The sequence below is a fragment of the Sphaerospermopsis reniformis genome (assembly GCF_005402885.1).
GTDB classification, from domain to species: Bacteria; Cyanobacteriota; Cyanobacteriia; order Cyanobacteriales; family Nostocaceae; genus Sphaerospermopsis; species Sphaerospermopsis kisseleviana.
The window spans coordinates 1-20,096 of the sequence record NZ_BJCE01000090.1 but is presented as its reverse complement, the minus strand read 5'-3'; the positions used below and the strand labels follow the sequence as shown (position 1 = coordinate 20,096).

Below are 20,096 nucleotides of genomic sequence, written 5' to 3'. Positions count from 1 at the left end.
AGTGTGCATTTTTTGGGATTTCAAGAGATGGCAAAGAAATTTTCAAATCTCCTCCTGACTCCTGACTCCTGACTCCTGACTCCTGACTCCTATGCCCTCACGGAAAGACTTTCTCAGCAACCCCTATCTAGATTATTATGGTTTTTGCGGGTATCTTTCATGACTTTACAAACATCCTTTTAGGGCTGGAGTGATTTTACAGGCAACTTAGTACCGCATCTTTTACAATATTCTGCATCTGCATCATGAAAACCTAAACCGCAACTAGAACAAACATTTTCTACCTGATTCGCGGTTTTCACCAACCGTTTAATTAAATCACCTACCTGCCAGGGAATCAAAGCAACTCCTGTTAAAATCATCAATACTGTGAGCAAACGTCCTAATTCAGAAATGGGTGTTAAATCTCCAAATCCTACCGTTGTCATTGTTACAACTGAAAAATAAAAGGCATCTAAAAAAGTGCCAAAGTTTTGTGGGTTAACTGGATGCTCAACTTGATAAATTAAGCCTGAATATACAAAGATGATGGCAAATAAAGTAAATAATATCCGCGTAAAAATTACGCCATCTTCGTTGCTAATAGTACCAAATAAAAATTTACTATCTATAAACCTCAGTAAGCGCAAAATGCGGAACCATCGCAATAAGCGGATAAATCTAATATCTACAAAACCAATTAAAGATGGTAAAATAGCCATTAAATCAATAATTGAATAAAAACTAAAAATATATTTAAGTTTATTTTCTGAACTCCATAAACGTAGTGCATACTCTATGGTAAAGATTATTAATATGCAAGTATCTAATGCTCTTACTTCTAAACGAGCATCACGAGAAATATTATAAGTTTCCGCTACGAAAATTCCCGATGATAATAAAACTAAAGACGCAATTGTTAAATTAATTGCTTTCCCAATTGGAGTTTCTAAGTCTGTTAAGTAAAATTCTATTTTAGCTCGATTTAATAACATAATATCATCAAAAAAATAACTAATTTATAAGAAAAACGCCAAAAATGTGCTATTATAAAGAATAATCCTATTTAAATTTCCTGTAAAGATGAACCAAGAATCCCAAGAATATTTTATGAGTCTGGCCATAGAAGAAGCAAAAAAAGGAGATGTGCCCTATGGTGCGGTGATAGTTAAAGATAATCAAGTAGTTGCAGTAGCTTATAATACTGTCAGTAGAGACAGTGATCCATCAGCCCATGCGGAAATTAATGTTATTCGTAATTTAACCGCTAAACTGAAAAATCCGGCTTTAGATGGTTATTCTATATATACCACAGGTGAACCTTGTCCCATGTGCGCTAGTGCTTGTGTATGGACGGGGATATCAGAAATTATTTATGGTGCTTCAATTGCAGATTTAATTGCTATAAATCAAGGACAAATTAATATATCTTGTGAAGAAGTTATCGCTAAATCATTTAGAAATATCAAGGTAACAAAAGGAATTTTAAGGCAGGAATGTCTAAAATTATTTGCATAAAAAAAGCCCTATAGCAATCCTGAGCAGTTTGTGAGAAAATACGGAAATAGGAAAAAAGTAAATTTGAGAACTGGGGTGTGGGCTACAAATGTGGATACAATTATTAGAGGATTTTATCAAAAATAGTCAAGAGCCACGTGAGATTAAGCGAGCTACAGCAGTAAAAATGTTGCTACGTGGATATAAACATGAGGAGATAATGCCAATATTAGATGTCTCATCACCTACAAGAAAGCGTTTTTTCAAAAGGGAATTGATGGTTTAAAACTCAAGTACAAAGGAAGTAAAGGATTTCTTTCTAATATTCAACGTGCCGAGGTAATGGAATGGTTGCAAATTAAAGAAAAATGGACATTGAATGAATTAGAGTATCATATAGCCTCAAAATATGGAGTGACATTCGCCTCAAAACAAAGTTACTACGAGATATTTGATGCTGCTAATATTAGCTGGAAGAAAACACAGGCAAATAATCCAAAATATAACCAAGAATTAGTGGACTCAAAAAAAAAGAGATTTGTGAGTTGTTGGAGACGCGAAGAGCGGAAATAGAGGCAGGAGAGCTAGTAATATTTATGGTTGACGAATGTCATTTATTATGGGGAGATATATGTGGTTATGTCTGGGGAAAACTTATCGCCAGTACATTTTTTACCAATTATCAAGAATAACTAACTCGAAAAATCTAATTCATTCTCAATCCTGTATTCAACTCTGTTCCCTATTCCCTATTTCCTGCTATAACATCAGGCTATGGAATAGGTTTATTTATAGTTTCAGATAGCTTAATTTTATGGATAGCAAAATGCCATATTAAACCCATACCAATTAAACCAAAACTGATTAACCATATCTGCCACTCTATCCAAAAAGCTAAAAACAGACAGGATAACAAAGCTATCCAGCTTAACCATTTAGGATACAATCGTTCTTCATCACTTAATTTTAAGGCTGCTAAACTAACAATAACACAACGGTATAAACCACCAAAAGCACCAAAAGACCAAGTAGTTTTCACATTACCTGTTAAAACCAAAAGCATAATCACGGCACAGATAAAATATACTGCCCAATAAGGTGTAGTCTCAGAACTATTTAACTTGGCCATAAAGTTGGGCATATCTCCCCGTCTTCCCATTGCTAATAGTAGGCGAGATAATCCCAGAATAATACTGAGGAGGACACTAAGCATAGCAGTAGTAGCCCCAATTGCTAATATCTTAGATGCGCCTGGAATACCAAAACTTAAAGCTACTCTTTCTAAAGAAGCTGTTTGTGCTGTTGTATCACTTAAAGCATCTGCACCAATAGAACCTAAACTAACTATTGCTACTCCTACATACAGGACTAGAGTAATGAAAATTGTCAATAAAATTGCTTTAGGGATGTTTTTACGTGGTTCTTTGATTTCTTCAGCAACCATAGCAATACGAGCAGCACCATTATAAGCAACAAACATTAAAGCAGTAGATTCTAGCAAATGTTGGAGCAAATTACCTGAATTTTCTGGAATAAAAGTTAAATATTCAAATCCTGTACTAGCATGAACAAATAACCCAGTAACTATTAAGAAAAACAGGGAGAAAATGGTGATAAAAACTGTTATTGTTGTCGCTATCTTAGAACGCTTCATCCCTCCAAGCACAACTAAGGTAAGTATGACAACAGCAACTTCAGCAACAGGTACAATTAACCCTTTGTCAAATAGTCCTAAGGCATTAAGGAAATAGCCAGCAAAACCAAGAGCCGCCGTGGCTGCAACAGCAGTTTTACCTAACAGATAAATCCAGCCACCAGTAAATCCTAGCCAATGGTTGAGATATTTATAACCATATTCATAAATTCCTCCACTAACGGGATGATTTGCTGCTAGTTGAGCCAGATTCAAACTATTACAAGCTGATAATAATCCAGCTAAAATTAATGCAAAAATTACAGCCAAACCAGATAGTCCAGCAGCTATACCAAGACTAACAAAAATACCTACACCGATAACTGAGGCTAGTCCAATAATGGTAGTATCAAACCAACCTAATTCTCGTTTCATTTCATGCTGAAGTTTTGTCTCTGAATCTGACATATAGTAGTCCGGTTTGATTTCTAAATTTATTTGTGTGGGCAGGGTAGAGGAAGGAGCAGGAAACAGGAAATAAGGTTTTCAGTATTTTTTTGAGTTGAAAGTCCCTAAGTCCATAGATGAGAAGAAACATAAACATTACCAGAAAATAATAACCGGGCTGTTCGGATCACCCCTGCACGCTCAATGACTATTTCTGATCCTTCCTGATGAATAACTAAGGAAATTTCTAGTTTTCCCGAAGGATGCTCAATAATGATATTTTGCTGCTGGGAGTCTGTCACTTTGGCAATACCATCAGCAACAGAACCTGGCAGTAAAGTGGAGGAGGCCACGCATATAGCACCAGTGACAGCATGAGCAGCATGACAAGTATCTGGAACAAAGTAGCGGGAAGTAATACTACCTCCCTGACGTGGTGGGGCAATAATGGCGAATTTGGGAATTACACTGTTGGCAACATTACCTAATCCCATTCTTTCACCTGCCAAACGACGAATTACCTCGATCTTCTGCAAAAAAGCAGTATCAGCATCCAATTCTGTCTTAGTTTCATAACCTGTTTTACCAAAAGCTTGAGCTTGTGCGATCGCCATTGGTACGGCAACATCAATACAGGTGACTTGTACTCCTTCAATTTCTTCACTTGTATAACCAGTGGGTAGAAGTTTACCCGTCTTAGAACCAACAATTTTCATGAAGTTGAGTAAAATCGGTGCTGCTGAACCAGGTACACCATCAATGACTGTATTACCTTCGTAAGTTACCTGACCACCGGGTGTACACACCACAGCTTCAATGAGTGAACCTGTGTTAACGGCATGAATCTTAACTGTAGTTTTGCCATCTACAGCTGCAACCAAATTTCTTTCTATTGCAGCTGGTCCAACACCTGCCAGAATATTACCACAGGAGGGTGCAAAATCAACTTTTGGCTGAAGTACGTTGACCTGGGCAAATAAGTAATCTACATCTGCCCATAGATGTTGAGATGGCGATAGGATTGCTACTTTACTGGTAAGAGTTGTACCACCACCAATACCGTTAATTTGTCGTTCATCTGGCGAACCCATCACCGCCAAGAGAACATTGTTTCTTGATATTTCATCACTGGGTAGATCCTGTTTGATAAAATAGGGTCCCCGTGATGTTCCACCACGCATAAACAAACAAGGTATTCCTATTTGCATTTACAATAAATTAATTTACAACTGCTAATGTTCTTAAAATGTCTCCAGAATTTCCTATTGGCGGTAAAGTCCGTGTCGTCACATTACCACCATACATTAAAACTGCTGACCCCATGCCCATGTTACGTCCTCCTGATGTGATTAGCGTCGGTGAAGAAGGTATAGTTATTGACCGCCGTCCTGGAGGATATTGGGGTGTACGTTTTGCTAGAGGTACTTTCCTCATGGATAGTCAATATATTGAAAGTACAGAAAATCCGCTGAGATAAGGGACTTCCAGATAAAAAAAATATACAATTAATTCTTGTGGGGTAGGCCGGACAGCCTGCCCTTAAACCCGGACGGACTAGAAGCCCATCCCACAAGATTGGATAATCTCCCATAAGATTGGATAATTTATTTCTTGGAAGTCCCTAAGATCCCCGACTTCTTCAAGCAGTCCGGGAACTCGAAAGAATGTTAACTTATGTTAAGTTATGATTCTGGTTTGCAACAATGATTTCACGACGCAATTTTATTACCATTTTATTGGCTGGTTGTTTATCCTTCATTAGTTGGCTGAACTTTGCCCCCACTGCTGCTGCTTTGGGTGGTAAACTACCTGCAATCAACCAACCCGCGCCTAATTTCACTTTACCCACCAATACAGGAGATGGTAAAATTTCCCTTTCTGACTTACGTGGTCAGTGGGTAGTTTTATATTTTTATCCCAAAGATTTCACCTCTGGCTGTACAATTGAAGCGCGGCGTTTTCAACAAGACTTACCCAAATATCTAGAAAAAAATACTCAGATTATTGGTGTCAGTGCGGATGATATTGATTCCCACGCCGAATTTTGTGATTCTGAGGGTTTAAAATTCCCCCTTTTGGCGGATACTGATGGTGCAGTGAGTAAAGCTTATGGTTCTTGGATTGGCTATGTATCCATGCGTCATAGTTTTATCATCGATCCCCAGGGTATTTTGCGGGAAACTTTTGTCAAAGTCAATCCCACTATTCACAGTCAGGAAGTTTTAGCACGACTGGAAAAGTTACAATCAGATAATGGGTAATTGGTAATTGGTAATTGGTAATTGGTAATTGGTAATTGGTAATTGGTAATTGGTAATTGGGTTATTAACCTCCCCCTGCTCCCTGCTCCCTTGCTTCTTCACTGTCCCCAGTCACCTATTACCAACAAAATCTCTAAATCATTTCTAATCAGGTGCTTTTTACAGATGAATCATGATCCGTTTATTGTTTCTCCAGGGGCTAAAATTTCCTTAAAAGATGATTATGACCCCAGTTATAAAGCTGAATATCATGAAAAAGCTGAGGCGAAAAGAAAATTAAAAGCTGGTATCAAAGAATTAGCGAATTATCAAAATATTCTCTATGCTCAAAATACTTATGCGTTGCTTATTATCTTGCAAGCGATGGATGCTGCTGGTAAAGATAGCACTATTAAACACGTGATGTCTGGGGTGAATCCTCAAGGATGTCAGGTTTTTAGCTTTCAAGAACCTAGTGATGAAGAATTAGATCATGATTATTTGTGGCGTTCAATGAAAGCTTTACCCGAACGGGGAAGAATTGGTATATTCAACCGTTCTTATTATGAAGAATTGTTGGTGGTGCGCGTCCATCCAGAACTTTTAGAAAAACAACAACTGCATTATATTCCGCATGGTAATCAAATCTGGCAGCAGCGTTTTCAGGAAATTAATAATTTTGAAAAATATTTGGTGAATAATGGAATTGTTGTTCTGAAATTTTTTCTCAATGTCTCAAAAGCAGAACAGAAAAAACGCTTTTTAGATAGAATTGAATCACCAGAAAAGCATTGGAAATTTTCCCCTAGTGATGTGCGGGAACGTGGTTTTTGGGATGATTACATGATGGCTTATGAAGACGTTTTTAACCACACCAGTACAGAATATGCACCCTGGTATATTATACCTGCCGATCGCAAGTGGTTTACCAGGTTGGTTGTGTCAGATATTATCTGCACTAAATTAAAAGAATTAAATTTACAATATCCTACTGTTAGTGAAGAGCATAAGCTTATGCTTTTAGAAGCTAAGAGAATATTAGAAATTGAAGATGAATAAAAAGCACTGTATGAGTTTTAACTTCGTATGTCTTTGGGAAGATATTTATTTTGTCTACTTGACTTTTTTCATGACTATTGGTTAAATTTTAGCTTATGATTAACATTCTTGAATATTCCAGTCCTGTTTTTATAAGTCCAGGCAAATTAAGCGATAAGACTATATAGCGTTTCCCAGTCTCATGAGGTACACCATAATTTATTTACTGTTACCAATTCCCAATTCCCAATTCCCAATTCCCAATTCCCAATTCCCAATTCCCAATTCCCAATTCCCAATTCCCAATTCCCTAAGATAAAAAACTCTGTACCTCACTAACTTGGTAAATGCTAGATCATTTTTATGATATTTTATCACTAAATTTATAGTTGCAGTTTTATACATAGAATTTAAATATATTAGAGATATAAGGTTTTTTTATAAATAAAATGTGATTTATATTGAGAGGATGCGTGAAAAGTTATTAAGCATACTCAACAAACTATGTCTATGTCTATTATCTTGAGACCTGATTATCCATTTTTGACCCTATGACTTTCCTAGAAATACCTGAAAACTTTGAAAATTTACTTACTTATATCAGACAAAATCGGGGTTTTGATTTTACTGGCTATAAACGTTCAACTTTGGTACGTAGAGTTACTAAGAGGCTACAAACCTTAAGTATAGAACATTTTAGTGATTATATAGATTATCTAGAAGTTCACCCAGAAGAATTTAATTATTTGTTCAATACCATTTTGATTAATGTTACCGACTTTTTTCGGGATGTTGCTGCTTGGGAATATTTAGAAAAGCAAATCATACCTAATATTATTAAAGGCAAAAAAAATAGTGAACAGATTCGCATTTGGTCTGCTGGTTGTGCATCGGGAGCAGAAGCTTATACTATAGCAATACTGTTTACTGAAGCATTAGGAGTCGAAGAGTTTCGTCATCGAGTCAAAATTTACGCTACAGATATTGATGAAGAAGCTCTCAATCAGGCACGTCAGTCTGTATATTCAGAGAAAGATATTGATAAAGTACCAACGGAACTACTGGATAAATATTTTGATTTAGCAGGGAATAATTATATATTTCGTCAAGACTTGCGTCGGTGTGTAATTTTTGGTCGTCATAATTTATTTTTGGATGCGCCGATTTCCCGGTTAGATTTGTTGGTGTGTCGTAACACATTGATGTATTTCAATTCTGAGGTGCAGGGGCGAATAATGGCGAGGTTTCATTTTGCCCTGAATGATACTGGCTATTTGTTTTTAGGTAAAGCCGAGATGCTGCTGATGTATTCTAATTTGTTTATGCCTGTAGACTTAAAAAATAGAATATTTACTAAGTTATCATCAACAAATTTACGCGATCGCCTATTAGTTATGGCAAATTCAGCAGATGATGAATCTAATCGTCGTTTATCTAAACACATTCGCTTGCAGGAGTTGGCTTTTGATGCAACCCCAGTAGCGGAGATAGTCATTGATATCAATGGTTTATTAGTGATTATCAATGAGCAAGCTCGCAGTTTGTTTGGTTTATCAATGAGAGATTTAGATCGTCCTTTTCACGAGTTGGAAATTTCCTATCGACCAATAGAATTGCGATCGCTAATAGAAAGAGCATACAAAGAACATCGTCCCATCAATCTTACAAATGTAGAACGCTATTTATCAAATTCAGAAAAGCAATACTTGGATGTGCGGATCACACCTTTACAAGACGATAATCTCAGCTTACTAGGTGTGAGCATAAGTTTTAATGATGTCACCCGTTATGTCCAATTGCAAGAAGCATTGCAACGTTCTCGACAAGATTTAGAAACTACCAACGAGGAACTACAATCTACTAATGAAGAATTAGAAACTACCAACGAGGAACTACAATCTACTAATGAAGAATTAGAAACAACTAACGAAGAACTCCAGTCTAGTAATCAAGAATTGGAAACAATGAATGAAGAATTGCAATCTGCAAATGAAGAATTACAAACAATTAATTATGAGTTAAGCGATCGCACTTTAGAACTGAACCGCACCAATGTTTTTATTACATCCATTCTTAAAAGCCTGCAAACAGGAATGGTTGTCATTGACCCAAACTTTAACATTTTAATTTGGAATAATTTTGTAGAAGATTTATGGGGATTACGCAATGATGAAGTGATCCATAAATCTCTATTTAGTTTAGATATTAGTTTACCTGTGGAAGAGTTGCGATCGCCTATTCGTGATATTCTATCTGGTAAAATAGATTTCCAAGAAATGATTTTAGCCGCTACAAATCGCCGAGGCAAACAAATCCAATGTTATGTTGCTCTCAACCCCCTCATCGACAAAAAAATAGAAGGGGTAGTTGTGATGATGGCAGATGTAGATAAAATCAAAAATATGATTCATAATCAATAAATTCAAAAAAGTTAGAAAAACTTGATCAGTCAATGGCTTTAAGGGTTGAAAATGTTAAGCTAATTTTTTTGGCTCTACCGTACTTAGTATGCTAAACTGATAGGGGATAGGGAACAGGAAGGATCAGGGTAAAGAGGCAATTTTTGTAATAATATCCAATATTTGTAGCTTATGTCTTATGTATATTAAGCCTTCCGCAGTTTTTTGAGATTGATTTTGCATACTATGTACTGAAGAACCATTTTTTTACGTTTTGATATATAAATTTGATATATAAAATATTTGAAAAATGTGAGGAAATTGTGAGGTTTATTTAATTAATTATCAAAATATATCGTAATATTGCGAAACAAATTGACAATATTTACTTCACATTTCGTTAAATTTTTATCTTCACAAGTTCCTCAGATTTTATTTATATAAAAATAATTATGGAAGCGAAAAGCAGAACAACTTAGTAAAAGTTAGTAAAAGCTTCTGCACCAAAATCAAAAAAATTTGTAAGTTTTAAAGGACTCAAGATCATGGTGCAAATGCGACCCAATCAACAAAGCAGCCAATTTAACAAAGAAGAGGCTTTAGTCCTGCCTTTTAATACCGTTGGTATTGCAGATATACCCTTTGTCGGTGGCAAAAACGCATCCTTGGGAGAAATGATTCAGCAGTTGCAACCTAAAGGAGTGAAAGTTCCTACAGGTTTTGCTACCACAGCTTATGCTTATAGATATTTCATCAAAGCCGCAGGTTTAGAAACCAGATTAAGAAAGATTTTTGCAACTTTAGATGTAGAAGATGTTGACAATTTGCGACAATGTGGTAAGCAAGCCCGGTCGCTAATGTTAGAAACGCCATTTCCGATAGACTTGCAAGAAGCGATCACCCGTTCCTATCAAGCTTTATGTCAAGAATACGGTGAAGACACCGACGTTGCAGTGCGTTCCAGTGCTACCGCAGAAGACTTACCGGATGCCAGTTTTGCTGGTCAACAAGAAACTTACCTCAACGTTCACGGACTTAAAAGCGTATTAGAATCTTGTCATAAATGCTTTGCGTCCATTTTTACAGATCGTGCAATTTCCTACCGTCAACTCAAAGGTTTCGATCATTTTGAAGTTGCACTGTCAGTAGGTGTGCAAAAAATGGTACGTTCTGACATGGCTTGTTCTGGTGTGATGTTCTCCATTGACACAGAAACTGGCTTTAAAGATGCAGCTTTAATTACCGCCGCCTATGGTTTAGGTGAAAACGTGGTTCAAGGTGCTGTTAACCCCGATGAATATTTAGTATTTAAACCTACCTTGAAACAAGGATTTAAACCCATTCTGCAAAAACGTTTGGGAACAAAAGAAATTCAAATGGTTTATGATTTAGGTGGAACAAAATTAACCAAAAATGTTGCCGTTCCTGAAGCAGAAAGAAACCAATTTGCTTTAAATAATGATGAGATTTTACAATTAGCAAACTGGGCTTGCATTATTGAAGACCATTATTCCCAAGTCCGGGGTATGTTTACTCCAATGGACATTGAATGGGCAAAAGATGGGATTACTGGAGAATTATTTATCGTCCAAGCTAGACCAGAAACAGTCCAATCACAAAAATCGAAAACTGTTCTCAGAACTTATGTTCTCAAAGAAAAAGGTGATGTTCTGTTAACAGGTCGTAGCGTTGGCGAAATGATTGGTCAAGGTAAAGCTAGAGTCATTCTCGATGTTCACCAAATTAACCAATTCCAAGCCGGAGAAGTGTTAGTCACCAACCGCACAGACCCGGACTGGGAACCGATTATGAAAAAAGCTAGTGCTATTGTCACTAACTCCGGTGGTAGAACTTGTTTTGATGGAGAAACGAAAATTCTCACAAATCAAGGTTTTATGACCATTCAACAAATTTATGAACAAGGATATCAAGGATTATCAACTTTAGCCCTGAACACTAAAACCCATCAGATGGAATGGAAACCAATTATAGATGCAATGAAACGGACATCTCAAATAATTGGTGTGAGTGTATCTCAAACTGGGAAAGTTAGAGATAATTTCCTACGGTTAACTCCTGATCATAAAATGGTCAATCTTAGGAATGGTGAATATACCAAAACTGAGATTCAAGAAATGTTAAATAATCAAGAAATGGTGCTTGTATCTGAGAATATTCCCACATTAGGTAATAGCAAAGATCAAGCAGCAGATTTAGCTTATCTTTTGGGAGGAATTATTACAGACGGTTCAATTTACACCAGTCGAACTCATGGAGAAGTCCAGTTTATCCAAAAATCTGTACCAGAAAAACAAGCATTCATAGCTACTATGAATGAAAAAATGAATGCTGTTTATGGTAAATCTTTTGCGACTTGTGAGAAAGCAGTATCTTCAGGTTACATCCGAGGAAAACAGGTAACAGGCCAAGATACAGCTTATCGTGTTTATTCTCAGGCGATCGCCTATGACTTAAAAGAAAAAGAACAACAGATTACTCAAATTCTTTTAGAGAATACTCCAGAAGTTTCCTATCAATTTTTAGGAGGTGTAATTGATGGTGATGGTTGCTATGCTAACAACCGCATCAACATCTATATTTCTGAGGAGAACTTACTACAAGCTGTGATTATTGCTTGTTTGAAAATCAATACTGTTCCTCAAGTTACTAAAAACCGTAATATCTACAATGTCCAAATTGTAGAAAAATTAGAGCAAATTTTACAATATACCCAACGAGTTAAAGGAGACACTACTCCACGAACTATTCAAACTAGATTTTTTGCTGCTAATCAACTATTTGGTGACAATGTAACAGGTCAAATCAAATTGAGAAGAGATACAAACTTACTTATTTCCGATAAACAACTGGGTGAAATGAGTGAGTTTGCAGACCTTTTACAAGGTGATCTACGAATGCAACGAGTTGTTAAAGTTGCAGATGCAGTAGACGCTGAAGTTTATAATATTACTGTTGCCGATCATCATAATTATCTAGTTTTCACGGACAAATATACTCCTGTAGTTGTTTGTAACTGTCACGCCGCAATTATCGCCAGAGAAATGGGTATTCCAGCCATAGTTGGTTGCGGAAATGCGACCACAGTTTTGAAGACAGGACAGGAAATAACTGTTAGTTGTGCTGAAGGTGAAACAGGCAGAGTTTATGCAGGTCTGTTAAACTTTGAAATTCAAGAATTACCTTTAGATGATTTGCCTCGTACCCGCACTAAAATTATGATGAATGTGGGCAACCCAGAGGAGGCTTTAGGTTTAACAGCAATTCCTAATGATGGTGTGGGTTTAGCAAGAATGGAATTTATTATTGCTAACCACATTAAGGCACATCCTTTAGCATTGTTGCACTTTAATGAATTGGAAGACGAACTAGCAAAATATAAAATTGCTGAGTTAACCGCCCAATATGAAAATAAAGCTGAATTCTTTATTGCTCAATTGGCGCAAGGTATTGGTACAATTGCCGCAGCATTTTATCCCAAACCTGTGATAGTTCGGTTGTCTGATTTCAAGAGTAACGAATATGCTAACCTCTTAGGTGGTAGACAATTTGAACCCAAAGAAGAAAACCCGATGATCGGCTGGCGTGGTGCTTCTCGCTACTATGATCCTCGTTACCGTGAAGGTTTCGCCCTGGAATGTCAAGCTATGAAACGGGTACGGGATGAAATGGGTTTAACTAACATGGTTCTCATGGTTCCCTTCTGTCGTACTCCCGAAGAAGGACAACGGGTACTTGCAGAGATGGCGAAAAATGGCTTGGTTCGTGGTGAGAACGGTTTAGAAGTTTATGTAATGTGCGAATTGCCAAGTAACGTGCTACTTGCAGACGAATTTAGCCAAGTCTTTGACGGTTTCTCTATTGGTTCTAATGACTTGACACAGTTAACATTAGGATTAGACCGAGATTCAGAGTTAGTTGCCCATTTGTTTGATGAACGCAACGAAGCTGTAAAACGGACAATTGCTAAAGCGATCGCCACCGCTAAAGAATATAATCGCAAGATCGGTATCTGCGGTCAAGCTCCCAGCGATTATCCCGAATTTGCTAGATTCTTGGTAGAATTGGGTATAGATTCTATCAGTCTTAACCCTGATTCTGTGATCAAGACAATGTTAGAAATTGCAGAAGCAGAAGGAATGTAGGTGATTGGGGACTGGTGACTGGGTAATTAATTTTATTTTTCCCAATCACCAATCACAGATCACCAAATTTGGCAGCAAAAAGTGAATTTAAATATCCAACAAATACGGATGGTTTGAGTTGTATAGCGGAGAATTTACGATCTGTACGAGACAAAATGGAAATATGTCAATCTTTGGTGGAAATTGGATGATATGTGCTGGTGTGTGGAGTAATTTAAAGTCTTATTGGGCTTTTTGTTAATAAATTTAATTTTTGATTGATAATAGATTATCTATAGCTCCTGAAAAGAAAATCAGCTTCAACAAAACAAGATATTATTAAATTTTTGCGAGCAGTTATTGACGTATGTATATTTTTATTCTAAAATTTACTTAGAACAAAATTACTATCTTGAGCAAGAACATGAACAAAGACAATAAAGCATCAATAATTCAGGTTTGACAACCTTATTCTCAAAAAAAGCTGGCGTTAATATCATGTTTGGTGAGTTGGTAATGATCACGCGATTTGTGCAAAAATAGGAAAATTATCTTTTTTTCTGGACCCTGCAATCCTACTTTCTTAATGAAAACTCTGAACACGGACACGATATAACCAGCGCCCATTAAGATATTTCAAATTATATACTATATGCAATTAAACGATCAGCTGTTTACTTCAAAGAGTGTACATCAAATTATTGATCGTTGTCCCTTGAGGATTAGCCCTGACAGCCCTGTAATGGATGCTATTGTCTTGATTCAAGAACAAAGTAACAGCCCAAAAATAGTCAACGCCCCAGAATCATTACCAAAAAGCAAAAGTAGAAGCTATGTTTTAGTGGTAGAAGAAAAGCATTTATTAGGCATATTTACCCTGAGAGATGTACTACGTTTGAAAGCTCTTAACTGGGATTTATGGAATACAAAAATAACTGAAGTGATGACAAAGGAAGTTATCACACTAAGAGAATCACATTTGCAAGATATTACCACAGTTTTGTCAATCTTGCAGCAACATGGAATCCATCATTTGCCCATTGTGGATGATGGGGAAGAACTGGTAGGAGTAGTCAGAGAATGTGACTTGTTAGCAGAATTAAATTTAGTGCAAATAGTTGGTGTCGTTGAGAGTTTACAGCAATATTTCCAAGAATCAGAACAGTCCACACATACATCCAATAAATGTCAATATCATCATCATACAATAGAGGAAGTATGCTGTAAGACTCAAAATATTATACACAGATTGGTAGCAGAAAAAATTGCCAACGAGATAAAAATTAACGAAGAACTTCAGCAAACTCTAGAAGAACTGCAAATTGTTGAAGAAGAACTACGCCAACAAAACGAACAACTCGTTGTTGCTCGTGAGATTGTAGAATTAGAACGCCGACGCTACCAAAATTTGTTTGAGTTGACACCTTATGGTTATTTAGTAACCGATAAATTAGGCATTATTCAAGAAGCCAATCATGCAGCATCAACCTTACTATCTGTAGACTCCAAATATCTAGTAGGTAAGCCCCTAACAATTTTTATTACTCAAGAAGAACGTCATACATTTATATCCCAACTAACAGATTTAGAACAATTTCCAGAATGGGAAATTAGTATCCAACCACGAGAAGGAAAGCCATTTCCTGCTAGTGTGAAAGTAGCTCCAATGTACAATCCTCAAAATCAACAGAGTGGCTGGATGTGGTTATTGAGCAATATTAGTGAACGCAAACAAGCTGAGACAGCACTCATTAAAGATACTGAAGAGTTAGAAAAACGAGTAGCAGAACGGACAAGAGAATTAGTAATTGCTAATCAAGCTTTGCAGCAAGAAATGAAAGAGCGCAAGGAAACAGAATCCGCCCTGCAAAAGAGTGAGGAGATATTTCGGCAATTTACTGAAAACATGGACTCATATATATGGATTGGTAGCCAAGATTGCAGTAACGTCTATTATATTAACCCGGCTTATGAGAAAATTTGGGGTCGTTCCTGCCAAAGTCTGCGGGAAAATCCTCTATCTTGGATAGAAGCAATTCATCCAGAAGACCTTGACCGCTTGATGGCAGAAGTGGAGGTGTATCATCAACAAGGTGGAAATGCTAGTTCAGAATATCGTATTATCCATTCTGATGGATCAATACGCTGGCTGTTGTCCAGACGCTTTGCGATCAAGAATGAACAAGGGCAAGTGGAATACTATGGTAGTATTGGTGAAGACATTACCGAGCGTCAACTGGCTGACCAAACTTTGCGAGAAAGTGAAGAGCGACTAACTTTAGCCCTCGAAGCGGTCAAAATGGGAATATGGGATTGGAACGTGACCACCAATACCTATATATGGTCTGCTCATATAGGTCTACTGTACGGATTGCCCAATGGTAGTTTGTGTCCACCAACTTGTTCAGATTTCTTAGATTTAATTCATCCTGAAGATACTCAGGTTTTTACTCAAGCACTGAATCTTGCCATGGAGCAAAAAACCGAGTTTAGTGTTGAATATCGGGCTGTTTGGCCTGACGGTAGCCTACACTGGTTAAGCACCAGAGGAAAAGTCTACTATAACAAACAAAGTCAGCCAATACGGGTAATTGGTACAACTAGAGATATATCTGAGCGCAAGCAAAAAGAACAGCAAATTTCGGATCAAGCTGCTTTATTAGATATCGCTACTGATGCTATTTTTGTGCGAGATTTTGACACAAAAATCATATTTTGGAGTCGGGGAGCAGAAAGGATATACGGTTGGGCTAAGGATGAAGCTGTCGGTAAAAACCTTCAGGATATTTTCTGCCCTAAAACTGCACTACAAAAAGAAGCAAACGCTCTGAAAACAGTAGTCAAGTTAGGAAATTGGCAAGGTGAGTTACGTAAAAAAACCAAATCTGGCCAGGAAATTATTGTAGAAAGTCGTTGGACACTGATGTTTGATGCTGATGGACAACCAAAATCCATCTTAGTTGTAGATACTGATATTACAGAAAGAAAAAAACTAGAAGAGCAGTTTTTCCGTACTCAAAGATTAGAAAGCATTGGTACTTTAGCTGGTGGTATTGCCCACGATTTAAATAATATCTTGACACCTATTTTAATCGCCACCCAATTACTTAAAGGCAAACTTGCCAAAAATCAAGAACGCCATCCCCAAATGCTTGATATTATTGAAAATAATGCTCAACGAGGTTCAGCTTTAGTCAGACAAGTTTTATCCTTTGCGCGAGGTTTAAAAGGAGAAAAAACAATAGTACAAGTTAAACACCTGATTACAGAAATTATCCAAATTGCTAAACAGACATTCCCCAAATCCATTGAATTTAGCACTCAAATCCCTGAAAATCTTTGGACTGTTGCTGGAGATACTACACAACTACATCAGGTATTAATGAACCTGGTAGTTAATGCCCATGATGCCATGCCAGCAGGTGGAATGCTAACAATTGCTGGGGAAAATATGTTTATTGATGAAGCTTATGCAAAGATGAATCTTGAATCGAAAGTTGGACATTATATTGTGATTACTGTCACGGATACAGGGTTAGGTATGTCCCCAAAAATAGTAGAGAACATTTTTGAGCCATTTTTTACCACTAAAGAAGTTGGTACTGGAACAGGATTGGGTTTGTCAACAGCGTTAGGAATTATTAAAAGTCATAATGGTTTTGTGACAGTTTCCAGCCAAGTTGGTAAAGGCAGTACATTTAAAGTCTTCTTGCCATCAGCAGAATCCCCTCAAGTTCCTAGTTTAGAGCAATTAGACATTAAACCGGGAAACGGAGAATTGATTTTGATAGTTGATGATGAACCTCAAATACTTGATGTGGCTACAATGATCCTGGAAAATAACAATTACCAGACCTTGACTGCTAGTAATGGCATTGAAGCGATCGCTCTTTATGCCCAATACAAACAGGAAATTAGTGTAGTTTTAATGGATATGATGATGCCAGAAATGGATGGTGTCACTGCCATTCGCACTATGCAAAAAATGAACCCAGATGTACAAGTGATTGCTTGTAGTGGACTGGGTACAATAGAGTTATTGCCAGAATCAGGAGAAACAAAAGTTCAAGCAGTTTTATTAAAACCCTATACAGCCAATGATTTATTACAGAGTTTAAATCAGGTAATGGGTAATTGACAATTGACAATTGACAATGGAGAATTGACAATTATCAATTATCAATTATCAATTATTTTTCTCCTATATATATACCTAAAGAGTGAGCAATTTGGACTAAATCACATTTAGGATCAACAAGAGCAGGACTTTGATCTAAAGCATCTTGGATAGGGACAGCGACAACATTTCCATTTTGCCAAGCTAACATTTGATCATATTTTTCTTGGGCAATTAAATCAATGGCATTTTTACCAAAAACTGTAGCTATTAGACGGTCTAAAGCTGAAGGAATACCACCCCTTTGAATATGTCCTAAAACAGAAACTCGCGTATCTATTAAATTGCTGCTACAGTTAGAAATTTGATCAGCGATATATTGACCACGACCACATTTAGCTACAGAACAACTAGCAGGATTATCCAAATCTTCTAAACTAGAATTAGCACCTTCAGCAACGACAATGATGGCAAATTTACGCCGCCAGCGATCGCGCAATTCCTGTAAATGCTCACAAATACCCTTCACAGTATAAGGAACTTCAGGAATTAAAATCACATCTGCACCCCCAGCAATCCCAGAATGTAAAGCTAAATGGCCAGCAGTACGTCCCATGACTTCCACAATCATTACTCTGTCGTGACTAGCCGCCGTAAATGTGAGACGATTAATAGCATCCACAACCGTATTTACTGCCGTATCAAAACCTATTGCACGTTCTGTTAAAGCTACATCATTATCAATAGTTTTGGGAATAGCAACTAAATTCCAATTACCCATATTTGCTAATTCATGGATAATCTTTAAACTACCGTCACCACCCACAGCAATTAAAGCATCTAAACCCAAAGCTTCATAACTAGCTAAAATTGCCGGTGCAGCAGCTAAAGTATCCCCTTTATTAATACTACCTAAAATCGTTCCCCCCATATTAATTAAAGGATCAATACCACGTAGATCCCAACCATGTATATTTAAGGGGACAGTTTGCCGTTCTAATAAACCTTGGGTGGCATAAGGAATACCGACAACTTCCCAATTAAATGTAAGAGTCGCATGACTAACAGCAGCACGAATCACACAATTTAAACCAGGACAGTCACCACCACTTGTAAGAATACCGATACGTTTTTTCATAGGATTTCAGGAGTTCAGGAGTCAGGAGTTCAAGGAGTCAGGAGTTCAAGGAGTCAGGAGTTCAAGGAGTCAGGAGTCAGGAGTTATGTATTTTGGATTTTGAATTTTGGATTTTGGATTGTTTTTGTCAACTCCAATCTAAAATCTAAAATCTAAAATCTAAAATTTTCTTCCCCAGTCCCCAGTCCCCAATCCCCAATCACCTCATCTGCGTTGACATTCTTAGCTGTCTACCCGATTCTGGTTTGTAACTTTGCAAAGCTTTCATGTACTGAGCGCGTTCAAAGGCGCTAGGATCAGGGCAGTTAAGTTGACTCATGCTACCTTGCATCTGTTTAACAGATTCATATTCATGAGTTTCCATCCATTCCCGCAAATCCTTTTCCAAGGAACGAATATGATCAATACCATGCCGTAAAAGCACAGAACACAGCATCGTTGCATTAGCCCCCACCATCAACATTTTGATCACATCATGGGCATTGTGAATACCGCTAGTGGCTGCTAGACTACCCTGAATATGACCATAAAGAATAGCTATCCAGCGTAGAGGTAAACGCATAGCTTGGGGTGTACTTAAAAGTACGTGAGGTTCAACATCCAAAGTTTCTAAATTAATATCTGGTTGATAGAACCGATTAAATAATACTAAACCATCAGCCCCAGCCTCATCTAAACGTTTAGCAATATTGGCAGTATTAGTAAAATAAGGACTGAGTTTTACAGCTACAGGAATTGTGACTGCACTTTTCACAGATGTGAGAATATCAATATAATTCTGTTCAATTTCTGCGCTGGTTAAATCTGGGTCAGTGGGAACATAATAAATATTTAATTCTAATGCTGATGCTCCTGCTTCTTCCATCAGTTTACCATATTCAGTCCAACCACCCAAAGAAGAACCATTTAAACTAGCAATAATAGGAATGTCTACTTTTTCTTTGGCTTTTCTAATATGGTCTAAATATTCCTCTGGACCAACACGGAAATCTGTAGGTTCAGGAAAATAAGTTAAAGCTTCGGCAAAACTCTCCGTACCGTAAGTTAAATGATGATGCAGTTCAAATTTTTCTAATGTTAATTGTTCTTCAAAAAGCGAGTGCATCACCACAGCACCAGCGCCAGCATCTTCCATTAATTTAATGTTATCAACTTCTTGGGAAAGGGGAGAAGCTGAAGGTACAAGAGGTGATTTTAATTCTAAACCGAGATATGTTGTAGTTAAGTTCATAATTTTGGTGATTGGTGATTGGTGATTGGTGATTGGTGATTGGTGATTGGTGATTGGTGATTGGTGATTGGTTATTGGTGATTGGTTATTGGTGCTTGGTGATTGTTGTTTGGTGATTGTTTCTTGTTTAGTGGTTCTTGTTGTTTCTTGCTTGTGTGTTCTTCATCTTCGTTTGTTGCTTCTTGTTTCTTGTTTGTTGTTTTTCTGTTGCTTCTTTTTTTTTTATTCTTTCTAT

The 20,096-nt window shown here is 37.1% G+C and carries 12 protein-coding genes and 1 pseudogene; 8 read left to right on the top strand and 5 right to left on the bottom strand.

Features of this window, described 5'->3' with window-relative positions; all coding sequences use genetic code 11:
• Positions 1-179: 179 nt before the first annotated feature.
• Positions 180-974, bottom strand: a complete 795-nt coding sequence (locus tag FFR48_RS14075) for an ion transporter (RefSeq protein WP_137667782.1) — start codon at positions 972-974, stop codon at positions 180-182.
• A gap of 88 nt (positions 975-1,062) precedes the next feature.
• Between FFR48_RS14075 and FFR48_RS14070 the strand changes: the two genes are divergently transcribed.
• The gene (locus FFR48_RS14070) at positions 1,063-1,497 is read left to right on the top strand and encodes a nucleoside deaminase (protein WP_137667781.1); all 435 of its coding nucleotides are present in this window, start codon (positions 1,063-1,065) and stop codon (positions 1,495-1,497) included.
• A gap of 88 nt (positions 1,498-1,585) precedes the next feature.
• A pseudogene (locus FFR48_RS14065) lies at positions 1,586-2,129 on the top strand (helix-turn-helix domain-containing protein); the annotation flags it as partial.
• Between the two features lie 119 nt (positions 2,130-2,248).
• On the opposite strand, the gene FFR48_RS14060 reads toward FFR48_RS14065, so the two are convergent.
• Entirely contained in the window at positions 2,249-3,577 is a 1,329-nt protein-coding gene (locus FFR48_RS14060) for an APC family permease (RefSeq protein WP_096569426.1), read from the bottom strand.
• A gap of 104 nt (positions 3,578-3,681) precedes the next feature.
• Positions 3,682-4,764: a 4-oxalomesaconate tautomerase gene (locus tag FFR48_RS14055; RefSeq protein WP_096569429.1), complete on the bottom strand. Its 1,083-nt coding sequence runs from the start codon at positions 4,762-4,764 to the stop codon at positions 3,682-3,684.
• Positions 4,765-4,802: 38 nt separating this feature from the next.
• On the opposite strand from FFR48_RS14055, the gene sipA reads away from it, so the two are divergent.
• From sipA to FFR48_RS14025, 6 genes are all read left to right on the top strand, one after another.
• The gene (gene sipA, locus FFR48_RS14050) at positions 4,803-5,033 is read left to right on the top strand and encodes a regulatory protein SipA (protein WP_096569432.1); all 231 of its coding nucleotides are present in this window, start codon (positions 4,803-4,805) and stop codon (positions 5,031-5,033) included.
• A 226-nt stretch (positions 5,034-5,259) separates the two neighbouring features.
• Positions 5,260-5,817, top strand: a complete 558-nt coding sequence (locus tag FFR48_RS14045) for a peroxiredoxin (protein ID WP_137667780.1) — start codon at positions 5,260-5,262, stop codon at positions 5,815-5,817.
• 165 nt (positions 5,818-5,982) lie between these two features.
• Positions 5,983-6,855: a polyphosphate kinase 2 family protein gene (locus FFR48_RS14040; protein WP_137667779.1), complete on the top strand. Its 873-nt coding sequence runs from the start codon at positions 5,983-5,985 to the stop codon at positions 6,853-6,855.
• 530 nt (positions 6,856-7,385) lie between these two features.
• Positions 7,386-9,254, top strand: a complete 1,869-nt coding sequence (locus FFR48_RS14035) for a CheR family methyltransferase (RefSeq protein ID WP_137667778.1) — start codon at positions 7,386-7,388, stop codon at positions 9,252-9,254.
• Positions 9,255-9,778: 524 nt separating this feature from the next.
• Positions 9,779-13,396 (top strand): phosphoenolpyruvate synthase, encoded by a 3,618-nt coding sequence (gene ppsA, locus FFR48_RS14030; RefSeq protein WP_137667777.1) that lies wholly within the window; start codon positions 9,779-9,781, stop codon positions 13,394-13,396.
• 631 nt (positions 13,397-14,027) lie between these two features.
• Positions 14,028-17,513: a PAS domain S-box protein gene (locus FFR48_RS14025; RefSeq protein ID WP_137667776.1), complete on the top strand. Its 3,486-nt coding sequence runs from the start codon at positions 14,028-14,030 to the stop codon at positions 17,511-17,513.
• A 52-nt stretch (positions 17,514-17,565) separates the two neighbouring features.
• Here FFR48_RS14025 and FFR48_RS14020 read toward each other — a convergent pair whose 3' ends face one another.
• Together FFR48_RS14020 and FFR48_RS14015 are read right to left on the bottom strand one after the other, a co-directional pair.
• Positions 17,566-18,630, bottom strand: coding sequence for an ATP-dependent 6-phosphofructokinase (locus FFR48_RS14020; RefSeq protein WP_096569453.1), 1,065 nt, complete (start codon positions 18,628-18,630; stop codon positions 17,566-17,568).
• 199 nt (positions 18,631-18,829) lie between these two features.
• Complete coding sequence (locus FFR48_RS14015) at positions 18,830-19,861, bottom strand: dihydroorotate dehydrogenase-like protein (RefSeq protein ID WP_137667775.1); 1,032 nt, start codon at positions 19,859-19,861, stop codon at positions 18,830-18,832.
• Between the last annotated feature and the right edge of the window lie 235 nt (positions 19,862-20,096).

What these genes read in the sequence shown, in the direction of transcription:
- FFR48_RS14075 (WP_137667782.1), bottom strand. Translation starts at nt 974, where the DNA reads ATGTTATTAAATCGAGCTAAAATAGAATTTTACTTAACAGACTTAGAA.
- FFR48_RS14070 (WP_137667781.1), top strand. Translation starts at nt 1,063, where the DNA reads ATGAACCAAGAATCCCAAGAATATTTTATGAGTCTGGCCATAGAAGAA.
- FFR48_RS14060 (WP_096569426.1), bottom strand. Translation starts at nt 3,577, where the DNA reads ATGTCAGATTCAGAGACAAAACTTCAGCATGAAATGAAACGAGAATTA.
- FFR48_RS14055 (WP_096569429.1), bottom strand. Translation starts at nt 4,764, where the DNA reads ATGCAAATAGGAATACCTTGTTTGTTTATGCGTGGTGGAACATCACGG.
- sipA (WP_096569432.1), top strand. Translation starts at nt 4,803, where the DNA reads ATGTCTCCAGAATTTCCTATTGGCGGTAAAGTCCGTGTCGTCACATTA.
- FFR48_RS14045 (WP_137667780.1), top strand. Translation starts at nt 5,260, where the DNA reads ATGATTTCACGACGCAATTTTATTACCATTTTATTGGCTGGTTGTTTA.
- FFR48_RS14040 (WP_137667779.1), top strand. Translation starts at nt 5,983, where the DNA reads ATGAATCATGATCCGTTTATTGTTTCTCCAGGGGCTAAAATTTCCTTA.
- FFR48_RS14035 (WP_137667778.1), top strand. Translation starts at nt 7,386, where the DNA reads ATGACTTTCCTAGAAATACCTGAAAACTTTGAAAATTTACTTACTTAT.
- ppsA (WP_137667777.1), top strand. Translation starts at nt 9,779, where the DNA reads ATGGTGCAAATGCGACCCAATCAACAAAGCAGCCAATTTAACAAAGAA.
- FFR48_RS14025 (WP_137667776.1), top strand. Translation starts at nt 14,028, where the DNA reads ATGCAATTAAACGATCAGCTGTTTACTTCAAAGAGTGTACATCAAATT.
- FFR48_RS14020 (WP_096569453.1), bottom strand. Translation starts at nt 18,630, where the DNA reads ATGAAAAAACGTATCGGTATTCTTACAAGTGGTGGTGACTGTCCTGGT.
- FFR48_RS14015 (WP_137667775.1), bottom strand. Translation starts at nt 19,861, where the DNA reads ATGAACTTAACTACAACATATCTCGGTTTAGAATTAAAATCACCTCTT.